The following is a 13,710-nucleotide window of genomic DNA, read 5'->3' on the forward strand; positions in this document are numbered from 1 at the left end:
GCCGTCAGTGCGCGGGCTTGGTCCCGCGCAGCTTCTGGAACCCGGTCACCGCCGCCAGCACCACCGCACCGATCACCACGCCGACGATCACGTTGCCCAGCGCATTGATCAACCAGCCCCAGCTGCCGTCACCGCCCATCTCCAGGATGGCGTGGTGCAGCGGTTCGATGCTGTGCACCAGGATGCCGCCGCCGACCAGGAACATCGCCGCGGTGCCGGCCACCGAGAGGAACTTCATCAGCCACGGTGCAGCCACCAGCAGGCCCCGGCCCACTGCGGCCAGCGCCGCGCCCTTGCGCGACAGGTACAGGCCCAGGTCGTCCAGCTTGACGATGCCGGCGACCAGACCGTAGACGAACACCGTCATCGCCAGGGCGATCACCACCAGCGCGCTGACCTGGTTGAGGAACGGTGCACTGGAGACCACGCCCAGCGACAGCACGATGATCTCCGCCGACAGAATGAAATCGGTGCGGATCGCGCCCTTCACCTTGTCCTTCTCCCACGCGACCATGTCCACCTTCTCGTCGGCCAGGGCCTTGGCCCGCTCGGCCTTGCGCTGCTCATCCTCGTCGCGCGAATGCAGGAAGCGGTGCGCCAGCTTCTCCACGCCCTCGTAGCAGAGGAACGCGCCGCCGATCATCATCAGCGGGGTGATGGCCCAGGGCAGCCAGGCGCTGATCGCCAGCGCGGCCGGCACCAGGATCGCCTTGTTGACCAGCGAGCCCTTGGCGACGGCCCAGACCACCGGCAGCTCGCGGTTGGCACTGACCCCGGTCACCTGCTGGGCGTTCAGCGCGAGGTCGTCGCCGAGCACGCCGGCGGTTTTCTTGGCCGCGACCTTGGTCAGCACCGACACATCGTCCAGCAGGGACGCAATGTCATCGAGCAACGCGAACAGACTGGCACCGGCCATGGTGGATCCAAAGGAGGAAGCGGGAGCGCCGATTCTGACCGATCCGACCCCTGTCGCGGTAGCCGGAGCGGATTCACCAGTCCACCACTGCCGCCCGGCCACACTGCCGGTGATCGTCGCCCCGGAGTCCTGCTTGAACACCACGCCCGTCCTTCCCGGTTCGCCGTCGCTGGTCAAGGGCATGAACCGCCGCAGCCAGATCCTGCGCCTGCTGTTGCGCTACCGTAATTCCGGCGTGTTTTCCGGCATGAACCTGGACGCAGGCGCGGTCCACGATGTGCCACCGGAGGGCAACCCGGAACAGTTCGTCACCGACCTGGAATCGCTGGGGCCGACCTTCGTCAAACTGGGCCAGATGCTCTCCACCCGCCCGGACATGGTGCCGGTGGAGTTCGCCACGGCCCTGGAGCGCATGCAGGAGAACGTTGCGCCCATCCCGGTCGAGCGCGTGGCGGCGATCATCGAAAAGGAACTGGGCGCGTCGGTGTCCAAGCTGTTTGCCAGCTTCGACCCGGTGCCGCTGGGCTGCGCCTCGATCGCCCAGGTGCACCGCGCCGAGCTTCACGATGGCCGCCAGGTGGCGGTCAAGGTGCAGAAGCCGGAGGTCGCCGCCCAGCTGCGCTCGGATCTGGACGTGCTGCGCAGCTTTGCGCTGGCCGCCGACCACCTCACCCAGGTCGGACGCCGCGTGCGCCTGCGCGACTGGCTCAATGAATTCGCCAAGACCCTGATGCAGGAGCTGGACTACCAGGCCGAGGCCGAGAACCTGCAGCGCTTCGGCCAGCATCTCAAGCCGTTCAAGCCGCTGTGGGTGCCACAGCCGATCTGGGACTACTGCAGCCACCGCGTGCTGACCATGGAGCTGGCGCAGGGCGTGCGCGTGGACATGATCCCCGATGTGCGCCGTACCGAGCAGCCGATGGCCCCACTGGCGGCCGCGCTGATCCGCGGCTATGTTGACCAGATCTTCGTGCATGGCGAGATCCATGCCGATCCGCATCCCGGCAATCTGCGTGTCACCCCGGCCGGTCGCCTGGCGATCTTCGACCTGGGCATGGTCGCGCACATGCCGCCGCGCCTGCGCGAGCGTCTGCTCAAACTGTTGTTCGCCGCGGTGGATGGGCGCGGTGAGGAAGTCGCCGATGAAATCATCGGCATCAGCACGCGGCTGGAGTTCTTCGACGAAGAACGCTATCTGCGCGAGACCGGGCAGATCATCGCGCGCTATGCCGCCAACAGCAGCTTCTCCGAAGGCCGCGTGGTGCTGGACCTGGTGCGCATCGCCACCGCCAGCGGCCTGCGCACCCCGCCGGAGCTGAGCCTGCTGGGCAAGGCGCTGTTGAATCTGGAAACCGTGTGCCGGCTGCTGTCGCCGGACCTGGATACCCGGCGCATCGTGGAGAAACAGCTGCAGCACGTGATGCGCGCGCGCCTGAAGAAATCGCTGTCGGCCGCCAACCTCGCCAGCGAGGCAATGGAGATGCAGCAGTTGCTGCGCGATGGGCCACGCAAGATGACCGACATCCTCGCGCTGCTGGCCGAGAACCGCCTGCAGATGAAGGTCACCGGGCTGGAAGAATCCCGCCTGATGGAGAACCTGCAGAAGATCGCCAACCGCGTCTCTGCCGGCATCGTCACCGCCGCGCTGATACTGGCCGCCGCGATGATGATGAAGGTCGATACCGGATGGCATCTGTTCGGCTATCCCGCCATCGCATTCACCCTGATGTTGATCGGCGTGTTCCTGGGCTTGGGCATCATCCTCAGTGCGCTGATCTTCGATCGTCGTGCGCGCTCGAAGGAAGAACGCGGGCATCGTTGACGCGCTCACCACGCGCGTCACGCATTCAGACAACCGGGAAAACACACCGCGTAACGCGCGATGCAACGCAGCATCGTGCGTACGTCTTCACGCCTGTTTTACGTCGCATCTCGCAATGCGATGCGTGAATCGCGCTGTCGTTTTCAACAAACATTTCAGTCAGGTTCGTGCAGGCATGATCGGGTCATCGGCTTGTCATGCATGTGTGGTTGGGACAGCCGGTCGGATGGGACATACGTCGTCATGACGTCCATCACCACCTGTCTCCACTGCCAAAAGTGCTTATGCTCTGGATCCTGCTGCTGTCACTGTTGCTGCTCACCTGGCTGTTCCTCGCATCTGACAAGTGGGTGTGGTGGAAGGCAAGCCTGATGTCATTGCTGCTGCTGACCCTCAGTGCGTGGTGGTTGATCAACAAGTTGTCCGGTGATGGCCTCAATGCCGCCACCCTGTACCACCTTGGCGCGGACATGGAAGGCGCCGGCATCGCCGACTTCAAGCACTACATCGCCGGCTTCATCGCACTGGCGCTGGTCTCGCTCACCCCCTTGCTGCTGGCACGCCTGCGTCGCCGGCACCGGCCCGCACACGGCAAGGCAGTCTTCGCCGGCTTCCTGGCGATGTGGTTCGTCGCGATCGTGGTCAGCCCGCTCTACAGCGATGGCCAGCGCCTGTACCAGCAGATGCGCCCGGTCGACTACAGCATGGTCAAGGCCGAGTACCGCGTACCGCAGCAGCCGCTGACCAAGCCGCGCAACATCGTGTGGATCTACGGCGAAAGCCTGGAACGCACCTATCTCAATGAAACCACCTTCCCCGACCTGATGCCCAACATCAACCGGCTGGCCGCGCAGTCGCTGGACGTGCGCGGGCTGGTCTCGGCCGAAGGCGGTGGCTGGACCATCGCCGGCCTGGTCTCCTCGATGTGCGGCGTGCCGTTGACCACCGCCAAGGAAGATGAGAACAGCATGGGGCGCATGGGCAGCTTCCTGCCCGAAGCGGTCTGCCTCGGCGATTACCTCAAGCAGCAGGGCTACACCAACCACTATCTGGGCGGCGCCAACGGCCAGTTCGCGGGCAAGGGCCAGTTCCTGGCCACGCACGGCTTCGATACCGTGGATGATCTGGCCTGGTTCAAGAAGCAGAAGATCACGCGCGCGCATTTCTCGCCGTGGGGCGTGCATGATGATGTGCTGCTGGACAAGGCGTACGACCGCTTCGTGCAGCTCTCGCGCAAGGGCGAGCCGTTCATGCTCACCACGCTGACCATGGACACCCATCATCCCGCCGGTCACCTCCCCGTGGCCTGCAAAGGCACCCGTTACCAGAGCGAGCACGGCAACATCGGCATGCTCAATGCACTCAAGTGCACCGACGGGCTGATCGCCAAACTGGTCGATCGTATCCAGGCCAGTCCGTACGGCGAAGACACGTTGATCGTGATCGCCTCCGATCACCTGGCCATGCCCAACGATCTCAGCCACATCCTGGCCAAGCAGGATCGCGAGAACCTGTTGCTGTTCCTGGGCAAGGACATCGCCCCGCGCCAGCTGACCGCGCCGGCCGGCTCGACGCTGGACTCGGGCGCCACGCTGCTGAGCCTGATCGACCCGGCCATCGATTCGATCGGCTTCGGCCGCTCGCTGCTGCATCCGGAGCGTTCGGACAGTGCCAGCGCCGCGGTGTTCCGCGACAACGGCAAGGACTACCCGCGCTACCTCGCGTTCTCGCGCTCGCTGTGGCTGGGCGACAAGACCCGCCAGCTGCGCATCGATGACGACAACCAGGTGGTGATCGGCCTGCAGCACGTGCAGCCGCCGGTGCTGCTGGAGTACGACAAGCATTGGGATCTGAAGTCGGTGTATCTGGAGAACACCTCCAAGCAGTTCGATCTGGCCGACCCGTCCAATACGCTGGCCTACGTGGACCGCTGCACTGCGTTCGAGGATGGCTCGGCCGATGGCGACTGGTGCGCGATGCTGGTCAACCAGGACAAGGGCATCAAGCTCTTCCGCGATGACCAGCTGCGCGGTGGCGTGGCGGTGGATGGCCCGCTGGATCCGTTCAACGGCCCGCGCCCGAGCATCCGCCAGGCGCACATGATCACGCAGAAGGGCCGCCGCACCCGCGCCGGCCAGTACATGGTGCAGCTGGTGACCAAGCAGTCGCCGGACCGTGGCTTCTGGATCGAAGCGGTCTCCTCGCAGCGCAAGGTGGTGGTGGCCCAGCAGTGGGTGCAGCCCGATGCCGAAGGCCGCATCAACCTGAGCTTCGGCCTGGACCACGAGGTGGATGATCTGGAAGTGCGCGCCTGGTTGAACCACGCCGAGAAGCTGGCCGTGGATACCTTCGCGCTGGTGCCGTCGCGCCGCGGCAACCGCGGCTGATCCGGCCCTCCCGCCGGGCATGGGGGCGGTCCGCTGTTCGTATCGGGTCCGCTGGTCGTATCGGTAGTGCCGGCCGCTGGCCGGCTCCCGGTTCTCTCTGCCTCGTGCAGCTGCCGGCCAGCGGCCGGCACTATCTGGATCAGGGCGCTGCCGGCGGCCGGCGCTGTCTGGATCAGGGCGCTGCCGGCCAACGGCCGGTACCTACCGGCCTTGTTATGCGTCGGAGTCCGGCGTTGCCGCCGGGTCACGCACCAGATGGATATCCGTCGGCGCGGACAACGCGATCCCGGCGGCGGCAAACTTCTGCAGCATCGTGAAATACAGCTCGCTGCGTGCGCCGTACACCGCACGCGGGCCCGAGACGTAGGCGAAACTGTTGATCGCGATCTGCCCATTGGCGATCGAATCGATGAACACCGACGGTGCCGGGTCACTCAGCACGCCCGGGTGATCGGTGTATGCATCCAGCAGGATCTGCCGCAGCGCGGCCACGTCGGTGTTCAACGGCACCGAGAACTGGATCTGGATCCGGCCCTGCGCGTTGCCCATCGTCATGTTGCGGATGGTCTTGGTGATCAGCTCGGAGTTGGGCACGATCAAGGTGGATTTGTCGCCGACCTGGATCTCGGTCGAACGCACGCTGATCCGCTTGATATCCCCTTCCTGGTCGCCCAGCTTGACCCAGTCGCCGATTTTGACCGGCCGCTCGGCCAGCAGGATCAGGCCCGAGACGAAGTTCTGGGTGATCGCCTGCAGGCCGAAGCCGATACCCACCGACAGCGCACTGACCACCAGGGCCAGCTTTTCGAAGCCGATGCCCAGCGCGGTCAGGCCCCACAGCACTGCGGCGATGATGCCGAGGTAGCGGGTAACGGTGCTGATCGAGTTGCGTGCACCGGCATCCAGTTCGGTCTTGGGCAGGTAGGTGTCGCTCAGCCAGCGCTGGAACGCCTGCATCACCGCCCAGACCACCAGGAACACCAGCACCGCGTACATCACGCTGCTCGGCCTGAGCGTGGTCTCGCCGATCTTCAGCCCACCGGACAGCGAATCCAATCCGCCGAGGAAGGCGTTGAGGTTGCCGAACGGTGCGGCCAGCGCCAGCAGGCCGAGCACGATCACGCCCACGCGCAGCACCGCCGAGAGCAGTACGCCGGCCTGCTCCACCCGCGATTCGCTGAGCCCGGTGGTCAATACGATGGTCTGCCCGGCACGGCTGCTGGGCGCGAGTGCCCAGGTGGCCAGGTCATCGGCGAACTTGAGCAGCAGCGAGACGGCCATCAGCACCACCGCGCCCCAGACCAGCTGCTGGGCCACGAACAGCGCGAAGTTGAGATAACCCAGCAGCGTGGCGATCACCGCCGCTGCCACGGCGATGTGGCCGGCCAGGCGCGCGAGCACGATCCAGCCGCTGCGGCGGGGCGCGCCGCGTACCTTGCCATCGCCACCGGCGCGGGGATCGGCACGCGCTTCGGCTTCGGCAGCTTCAGCCGCCTGGCGGTTGTGCATGCGCGCCAGCGAAACCAGGATCGCGATGATCAACGCCATGTACGTGAGCGCGATCAGCCCATCCACGGCCACCGTGGTGACTTCGCTGGTACGTGCCGCGCGGTCCAGGGCGACCAGCATGATGCTCAGCCAGGTCAGGCCGGCCGCGCCCCAGGCGTACTTGCGCAGGCGCCAGGCCGCGCTGTCATCCAGCGACAGCAGCCGCCACGACGGCCGCTTGGGCACCAGCAGGCAGGCGCTGAGCGCGGCGATGAAGGCGGCCACGAAGGTGGCCACTTCGAAGGTCTGGGCCACCGACTGCAGGCGCGGTGGGATCGCGCCGATCGCATCCAGTGACTCGACCAGTGCCACCGCCGCCAGGCCGGGCAGCAGCGTGCCGACCAGCAGCAGCCACACCGCCAGCCCGGAGCGACGCAGGCGGCCATCCGGTGCGCGCTCGGAGGCAGCGAAGCGCCGGCCCAGCGCGCGCAGCCACAGCCGCAGCGGGAAGAACATCACCAGCGCCACGCCCAGGCCGATCAGCGGCGCGGTCCAGCCGTGCCGGGCGATCGCCTTGCGCGCGGCGTCCACGCCCATGTGGTACAGGATCGCCAACCGATCCACATCGCCCGGCACATCCTTGGCGAAGCTGCGCCACAGCGCGGGCGACAACGGCGAGGCGACCTTGCGGGTCAGCTGTTCGCTGAACTGGGTGACCCGCATCTTCTCGATCCGCTCGCCGAGCTGCCTGGCGTCCACCGAAAGCAGCTTGGCGCGGGCGATCTGCGCGTTGATGTCGGCCTTCTGCTGGTTCAGCGCCTTGCGCTGCCGGCTGACCTCCGGTGGCTCGACCGTCCCTTCGGCCACCTCGCCCAGCTGCGACAGGCGCGCGTCCACCTGCTTGAGCTGCGGGTCCAGTGCACTCTGCAGGCCGTCCGCATCGCGCTGGACGGCCAGCGCGCGGTCGGACAACGCCTTGAGGGTCTCGGTGGTGGCCGCATCCTCCAGGTCGTCATTGATCGACCGGAAGGCTTTTTCGGCCTGGGCCAGCTGCTTGGCAGGGTCCGGATCCGGGTCGCCGGCCTGGGCCAGCGCGATTGGCGCGGCGCCGAGCCAGGCGAACAGCAGCAGCCACGACAACGACCGCACCACAAACGAAGAATGACGAAGCGACACGCCAGCACCAACGGTTCGCGCGGACCACCGCGCCTGCCCGCGACTATAAACCGGGCCCCGTTCAGAACAGGTATGCGGCCCCCTCAGTACTTCAGGCGGAGCTCTTCGACCTGCGGCTGCAGGCGCGCGTACCAGTCCTGGAACTCTTCTTCGGTGATCTCCTCCGGCGCGTAGACCGCGATCTCGTCCCAGGCATGATCGGTCGGCAGCGGCTGCCGCGGCCCGGCACGCAGGGTATAGGTCACGCCCTCATGGTCGAGCACGTCGTCGGCGGTCTCCCGCTGCTGGCGGGCAAAGCCGGTTTCGCTCTTGAGCAGAATCACCTGGTACATCCGCATCTCCATCGCTGTTGAAAGAAGCGCTCATGGCGCCCCTGCCCAGCATAGCGCCGCCCACGCGGCCGGAGCATGACGCATCGACAACGCAGCGTTCTCGACGCCGTACTCGCCCCGGCTTCACCCGGCCGTGGCAGCAGGCCCGGCATCGTGGGATCGCATTCCCACCAGCCGTTGCCCATGACCACACATCCCGACCTGAAGACCGTTCCCGATCTCAAGCTGCCGCGTTACCTGGGCACCTGGTACGAGATCGCCCGCCTGCCCATGAAGCACGAGCCGGAAGGCTGCACCGATGTGTCCGCGCATTACAGCCTGAAGGACAACGGCCATGTCGCCGTGGTCAACCGCTGCCGCATGGGCAACGAGATCGAGGAAGCCGACGGTGAGGCCTGCCCGGTCGATAACGACACCGCGCGGCTGGAGGTCAGCTTCCTGCCCAAGGGCCTGCGCTGGCTGCCCTTCACCAAGGGCGACTACTGGGTGATCCAGATCGCGCCGGACTACAGTGTCTCGCTGGTCGGCAGCCCGGACCGCAAGTACCTGTGGCTGCTCTCACGTACCCCCACGCTCGATCGCACCACGCAGGAGCATTATCTGGCGCAGGCGCGGCTGCAGGGCTTCGACCTGTCCGAGCTGATCCAGACCCCGCACACCGGCCATCCCACCGCCTGAGGCTGCAATGGATCTGAAGAGCGGTTACCCGTTCTGGGCCGTGCGCAACGGCCTGATGCATGCGTTTCCACCGCTGGAAAACGATCTGAACTGCGAGGTGCTGGTGGTCGGTGGCGGTATCAGCGGTGCGCTGATCGCCGACGAGCTGTGCGCGCACGGCCATGACGTGGCGCTGATCGAACAGCGCGATATCGGCTGGGGCAGCACGGCGGCCAGCACCGCGCTGCTGCAGTATGAGATCGATACCCACCTGATCGACCTGGCCCAGCGCTACGGCGAGGAGGCTGCCGTACGGGCCTACCAGGCGTGTGCCGATGCCATTCCGGCCATCTGCGCGGTGGCCGCGCCGTTCCGCGATGTGGATTGCCATCGCATGGCCAGCCTCTACTACGCGAGCAAGCGCGGGCATCAGGCCGTACTGGCCGAAGAATGCGCGCTGCGTGCCAGGCACGGCTTCGACGTGCGCTGGCTGGACAGCGACACCGTCGCGGACGAGTACGGCATCCGCGCGCCGGGGGCGATCCTCAGCGCGCTCGCCGCACGCATCGATCCGTACCGACTGACCTACCGCCTGCTGATGCGGCTGCACAAGCGTGGCTGCGGGGTCTACGACCGCACCGTGCTCGACACGCTCACCCCCACCGCGCGTGGCGTCACCGCCACCACCTTGGGCGGCGCACGCATCCGGGCCCGGCATGTGGTGCTGGCCACCGGCTATGCCGGACAGCGCTGGTTGAAGCCCTCGGTGGCCCGCAACCGCAGCAGCTACGCCTTCATCACCGACCCGATCCACCCGGATCTGCTCGGTCCGCTGCGCGAAACCATGGCCTGGGAATCGGCGCGCCCCTACCTCTACCTGCGCAGTACCGGCGACAACCGGCTGCTGATCGGCGGCGAAGACGACGCCATCGATCTCCCGGCGCGGCGCGACCGGCGTGTGGAGAGCAAGACCGGCAAGCTGCTCAAGAAAACCGCCAAGCTGTTTCCGCACCTGCCGCTGCAGCCGGCCTTCTCCTGGGGCGGCACCTTCGCCGAGACCCACGATGGCCTGCCCTTCTTCGGTCCACACCCACAGTGGGGGCCGCGGGTGCTGTTCGCGATGGCCTACGGCGGCAACGGCATCACCTACTCCATGATCGGCGCCGGGCTGCTGCGGTCGCGGATCGAGCGCCGCCGGCATCCGCTGGCCGAGCTGTTCGGATTTGAGCGCCTGGGCTGAGTTCCCCTTGCAACGCACGCCATGACAGGCATCATTCAAACTACGGCTGCTAGCGTCAGCGCTGTCGGCCGTCCCGCCTGTCTGCTCCGGAGCCTCTCATGATCCGCCTGCTTCCCCTGCTGCTGTGCCTGTCCCTGCCCGGTGTGGCGCTGGCCCAGTCTGCCGCAGGCGCCACCGGCCCGCAGTCCTCCACCGGGCTGGACCTGAGCATCCCGGACGCGCCGCTGCAGTATCTGAGCGACCAGTCCCTGCGCGGCGATCCGCCGGGCACGTTCTACGGCGACCGCACCGGCCGGCGTTCCACCGACCGGGCCGCCAACGGCATCGCCCACGTGACCGACGACAAACTGCGGGTCAACGGCAGCGTCACCACCGGCATCGGTTACGCGAAGAATTTCGGCAACACCCATTACAACGCCGCCGAGCTCAACCTGAGCAAGAACTACACGTCCGACGAAGGCAACACGCGCAACGTCAACGTCAACATCCGGGTGAGCGAAGGCAAGGGCCCGGGCTTCTTTGGCCCGTACGGCTATGACGGTTTCGATGGCTACGGCGGCTACGGCCGTGGGCCCGGCTACTGGGATTACCCGGCGCGCTGGTAAGCGCTGCAGCGGTGGGGCACTCACGCGGACGGCCGGGGCAACCCGGCCGTTCGTGCATCCGTGCGCCGTGACGCGGCGGGATCAGTCCCACCAGCCATCGCGCTTGCTGGCCAGTACGCGGCCATCGTGACCGCTCATGCGCACTTCCACGCGCTGGTTGCGGGCATTGCGTGCATCCAGCGTCCAGGTGGCGCCATCGCGCTCGAGCGACTCGATCTGCGTCAGCCCGGCCTTGCCGGCCAGCGCCAGGATCTGCCCGGCATCCAGCAGCGCGCGGCCATCGCGCGGGTCGAAGATCTCACCCTTGGTGTCATCGATGATCACTTCATCGACGGTACCGTCCTTGCGGGTCACATCCGCCTCCCACACGCCATCATCGTGCTCCAGTTCGTGCACCTGGGTGTAGCCGGCCGCGCTGAGCTTGGCCTGCACCTGGGCGGCGGACAGGTTGGCGGCGAAGGCCGGGGTGGCGAACAGGGCGGCGGCCAGGGCGGTAGCGGCAATCATCGTCTTCATGGGAATCCTTGAGGGGGCGCCGGTCCATTCCGGCACCGCCAGTCTGGCCACCGCGCCTAACCGGACCATGAGGGGCACTGTTAGATACTGTTTAGACATCCCCGGTATACCGGTGGCCTGCCCTTTAGCCTGCGTGCCCGCATGTCCGCCCTGTCCCTGATGCTGCCCCTGCTGTTGACCCTGGCCCCGCAGGACCCGATGCGGGTGCTCGACGGTGGCAGCCGCCAGCAGGACAGCGTGCGCCAGGCCGTCCGGCAGGGCCGTTTCGTCCCGCTGGAACAGGTGGTGGCCGATGCACTGCGGCGCTATCCCGGCAAGCTGATCGAAGTGGAGCTGGATGAGGACACCTACGAGGTCGAGATCCTCGGCCCGGACGGCGTGGTGATGGAGCTGGACTACGATGCGGCCACCGGCCGCCTGCTGAAAATGGAAAAAGACTGATGCGCGTGCTGCTTGCCGAAGATGACGCCCTGCTCGCCAGCCGCCTGCAGACGCTGCTGGAAGAGGCCGGCTACGTGGTCATCCACAGTGCGGAGGGCCGGGACGCCGAGTACCAGGGCCAGATCGAGGACATCGCCGCGGCCGTGGTCGATCTGGGCCTGCCGGGCCTGGACGGGCTGAGCGTGATCGAGCGCTGGCGCCAGGCGGGCCGGGACTTCCCGGTGCTGGTACTGACCGCCCGCGCCCGCTGGCACGATAAGCTGGCCGGCTTCGATGCCGGCGCCGATGACTATTTGACCAAGCCCTTCCAACCTGAAGAGTTGCTGCTGCGCCTGCGCGCCCTGATCCGCCGCAGTGCCGGCCACGCGCATCCGCGCCTGCAGTGCGGCCCGCTGGTGCTGGACGTCAATGCCGGCCGCTTCGAACTTGACGGTGCGCCGTTGGCGCTAAGCGCGCAGGAGCACCGCATCCTCAGTTACTTCATGCATCACCCCGATACCGTGCTGAGCCGCGCGCGGCTGGGCGAGAACGTCTACGAGGACGGCTTCGATCCGGACTCCAACACGCTGGACGTGCTGATCGGGCGGATCCGCCGCAAGCTGGGCAGCGCGTTGATCCACACCCACCGCGGGCAGGGCTTCCGCCTCTCGGCGACGCCATGACCACCGGCTCGCTGCGCACCCGCCTGCTGGTGGCCGGTGGCCTGGGCCTGGTACTGGTCTCCGCGCTGGCCACCTGGTGGCTGGGCGCGATGTTCGAGCGCTCGGCACGCACCGCGATGGACGAGCGCCTGGGCAACGACCTGATCGCGGTGCTGGCACTGGCCGAGAGCGATGCCAACGGGCAGCTGCACTGGCGCGACACCCTGGCCGACGAGCGCTACCGGCGCGTGTTCTCCGGCGACTACTGGCAGGTGCTGGACGCGCAGGGCCGCCCGCTCGGGCAATCGCGCTCGCTGTGGGATGACGCGCTGGCCGCCCCGACCGCGCTGCACCCGGGGCCGGCGCAGGCCTTCGATGCCACCGGCCCGTTGAAGCAATCACTGCGCGTGCTGGCCCAGCAGGTGACCCTGCCGCGCGCCGCCGCACCGGTGATCGTCATGGTCGCCACCGACCGCAGCCAGCTGGATGCCCAGGTTGCCAGTTTCCGGCAGCGCACCGCACTGGCCCTGGCCGTGCTGATCGCACTGTGGTTCGCTGTACTGGTCACCCAGGTGCATTACGGGCTGCGGCCGCTGGCCGAACTGGGCCGCATCGCCGCGCAGGTCCGCAACGGCGAGAACGTGCGCTTCCCGCAGCAGGGCCTGGTCAAGGAAGTCGCGCCGCTGGCCGGCCAGCTCAACGCGCTGCTCGATCACCACCAGCGCATGGTGGTGCGCGCCCGCCGCAGCGCCGAAGACCTCGCGCATGCGCTGAAGACACCGCTGACCGTGCTCATCACCGAAGCCGAGGAGGATGGCAGCGACTGGCGCCAGACCCTGCGCAGCGAGACCGCGCGCATGCAGGCCAGCATCGATCGTTACCTCGCTGCAGGCCTGGGCGCGGACAGCCAGCAGCGCACGCCGGTGGCGCCGGTGGTGAGCGCGCTGTGCGGGCTGATGCAGCGCGTGCATGCCGCGCGCGGGCTGCGTTTCACGTGCGACAGCGAGGATGCCGCCGTGTTCGCCGGTGCGCGCGAGGACCTGGAAGAGATGCTCGGCAACCTGCTCGACAATGCCGGCAAGTGGGCCGCGCAGGCGGTGCGGGTGGACGTGGCACGGGACAGCACGCAGCTACGCATCACCGTGGCCGATGATGGCCCGGGACTTCCGCCAGCGCAGCTGGAGCGCGTGCTGGAACGCGGCGTGCGGCTGGATGAGCGTGCATCGGGCAGCGGGCTGGGATTGTCGATCGTGGCCGACATCGCCGAGAGCTACGGTGGCACGCTGGTCCTGGCCAATGCAGCGCCGGGATTGCGGGCGACGGTGACGTTGCCGGCGGGCGGAGCAGCCACCCGGTAGAGCCGACCGTTGGTCGGCTGCTTTTCGCGAGCACCCGAACGCGCCCAGGTGCGCGCCAGCTTGCCAGCATTAGAGCACCTGCTACGAACACCGGTCGGAGTCGGGCGCGTGGCGACGCGTTCTTCTCCACG

11 protein-coding genes and 1 pseudogene are annotated in these 13,710 nt (G+C 67.3%); 8 read left to right on the forward strand and 4 right to left on the reverse strand.

Annotated elements, in window-relative coordinates:
* Positions 1-4: 4 nt before the first annotated feature.
* Positions 5-916 (reverse strand): DUF808 domain-containing protein, encoded by a 912-nt coding sequence (locus BIZ42_RS08260; RefSeq protein ID WP_019185274.1) that lies wholly within the window; start codon positions 914-916, stop codon positions 5-7.
* Between the two features lie 166 nt (positions 917-1,082).
* Here BIZ42_RS08260 and BIZ42_RS08265 point away from each other — a divergent pair.
* A pseudogene (locus BIZ42_RS08265) lies at positions 1,083-2,738 on the forward strand (AarF/UbiB family protein); the annotation flags it as partial.
* Positions 2,739-3,022: 284 nt separating this feature from the next.
* Positions 3,023-5,125, forward strand: coding sequence for a phosphoglycerol transferase I (locus BIZ42_RS08270; RefSeq protein ID WP_070426132.1), 2,103 nt, complete (start codon positions 3,023-3,025; stop codon positions 5,123-5,125).
* 213 nt (positions 5,126-5,338) lie between these two features.
* On the opposite strand, the gene BIZ42_RS08275 is transcribed toward BIZ42_RS08270, so the two are convergent.
* Together BIZ42_RS08275 and BIZ42_RS08280 are read right to left on the reverse strand one after the other, a co-directional pair.
* Positions 5,339-7,753, reverse strand: coding sequence for a DUF3772 domain-containing protein (locus BIZ42_RS08275; RefSeq protein WP_237393573.1), 2,415 nt, complete (start codon positions 7,751-7,753; stop codon positions 5,339-5,341).
* Positions 7,754-7,872: 119 nt separating this feature from the next.
* Entirely contained in the window at positions 7,873-8,121 is a 249-nt protein-coding gene (locus BIZ42_RS08280; RefSeq protein WP_026070111.1) for a hypothetical protein, read from the reverse strand.
* A 183-nt stretch (positions 8,122-8,304) separates the two neighbouring features.
* Here BIZ42_RS08280 and BIZ42_RS08285 point away from each other — a divergent pair, with 183 nt between their 5' ends.
* The 3 genes from BIZ42_RS08285 (at position 8,305) to BIZ42_RS08295 (ending at position 10,623) form a co-directional block, all read left to right on the forward strand.
* Positions 8,305-8,799, forward strand: a complete 495-nt coding sequence (locus BIZ42_RS08285) for a lipocalin family protein (protein ID WP_046273045.1) — start codon at positions 8,305-8,307, stop codon at positions 8,797-8,799.
* Between the two features lie 7 nt (positions 8,800-8,806).
* Positions 8,807-10,018 (forward strand): FAD-dependent oxidoreductase, encoded by a 1,212-nt coding sequence (locus BIZ42_RS08290; protein ID WP_070426133.1) that lies wholly within the window; start codon positions 8,807-8,809, stop codon positions 10,016-10,018.
* 98 nt (positions 10,019-10,116) lie between these two features.
* Complete coding sequence (locus BIZ42_RS08295) at positions 10,117-10,623, forward strand: hypothetical protein (RefSeq protein ID WP_046273043.1); 507 nt, start codon at positions 10,117-10,119, stop codon at positions 10,621-10,623.
* Between the two features lie 81 nt (positions 10,624-10,704).
* On the opposite strand, the gene BIZ42_RS08300 is transcribed toward BIZ42_RS08295, so the two are convergent.
* Positions 10,705-11,139, reverse strand: a complete 435-nt coding sequence (locus BIZ42_RS08300) for a PepSY domain-containing protein (RefSeq protein ID WP_070426134.1) — start codon at positions 11,137-11,139, stop codon at positions 10,705-10,707.
* A gap of 198 nt (positions 11,140-11,337) precedes the next feature.
* On the opposite strand from BIZ42_RS08300, the gene BIZ42_RS08305 reads away from it, so the two are divergent.
* The 3 genes from BIZ42_RS08305 to BIZ42_RS08315 are packed head-to-tail and all read left to right on the forward strand — an operon-like array spanning position 11,338 to position 13,579.
* The gene (locus BIZ42_RS08305; protein WP_046273066.1) at positions 11,338-11,580 is read left to right on the forward strand and encodes a PepSY domain-containing protein; all 243 of its coding nucleotides are present in this window, start codon (positions 11,338-11,340) and stop codon (positions 11,578-11,580) included.
* A complete protein-coding gene (locus BIZ42_RS08310) occupies positions 11,580-12,242 on the forward strand; it encodes a response regulator transcription factor (protein WP_070426135.1) in 663 nt (220 codons plus the stop codon). Before BIZ42_RS08305 ends, BIZ42_RS08310 begins: the two co-directional genes overlap by 1 nt.
* The gene (locus BIZ42_RS08315) at positions 12,239-13,579 is read left to right on the forward strand and encodes a sensor histidine kinase (protein WP_070426136.1); all 1,341 of its coding nucleotides are present in this window, start codon (positions 12,239-12,241) and stop codon (positions 13,577-13,579) included. The genes BIZ42_RS08310 and BIZ42_RS08315 overlap by 4 nt, the downstream gene beginning before the upstream one ends.
* The last annotated feature ends 131 nt before the right edge of the window (positions 13,580-13,710 follow it).

It is taken from the genome of Stenotrophomonas sp. LM091 (assembly GCF_001806305.1).
GTDB lineage: Bacteria > Pseudomonadota > Gammaproteobacteria > Xanthomonadales > Xanthomonadaceae > Stenotrophomonas > Stenotrophomonas bentonitica_A.

Coding starts and splice junctions, on each gene's coding strand:
- BIZ42_RS08260 (WP_019185274.1), bottom strand. CDS start 916: ATGGCCGGTGCCAGTCTGTTCGCGTTGCTCGATGACATTGCGTCCCTG.
- BIZ42_RS08270 (WP_070426132.1), top strand. CDS start 3,023: ATGCTCTGGATCCTGCTGCTGTCACTGTTGCTGCTCACCTGGCTGTTC.
- BIZ42_RS08280 (WP_026070111.1), bottom strand. CDS start 8,121: ATGTACCAGGTGATTCTGCTCAAGAGCGAAACCGGCTTTGCCCGCCAG.
- BIZ42_RS08285 (WP_046273045.1), top strand. CDS start 8,305: ATGACCACACATCCCGACCTGAAGACCGTTCCCGATCTCAAGCTGCCG.
- BIZ42_RS08290 (WP_070426133.1), top strand. CDS start 8,807: ATGGATCTGAAGAGCGGTTACCCGTTCTGGGCCGTGCGCAACGGCCTG.
- BIZ42_RS08295 (WP_046273043.1), top strand. CDS start 10,117: ATGATCCGCCTGCTTCCCCTGCTGCTGTGCCTGTCCCTGCCCGGTGTG.
- BIZ42_RS08300 (WP_070426134.1), bottom strand. CDS start 11,139: ATGAAGACGATGATTGCCGCTACCGCCCTGGCCGCCGCCCTGTTCGCC.
- BIZ42_RS08305 (WP_046273066.1), top strand. CDS start 11,338: ATGCGGGTGCTCGACGGTGGCAGCCGCCAGCAGGACAGCGTGCGCCAG.
- BIZ42_RS08310 (WP_070426135.1), top strand. CDS start 11,580: ATGCGCGTGCTGCTTGCCGAAGATGACGCCCTGCTCGCCAGCCGCCTG.
- BIZ42_RS08315 (WP_070426136.1), top strand. CDS start 12,239: ATGACCACCGGCTCGCTGCGCACCCGCCTGCTGGTGGCCGGTGGCCTG.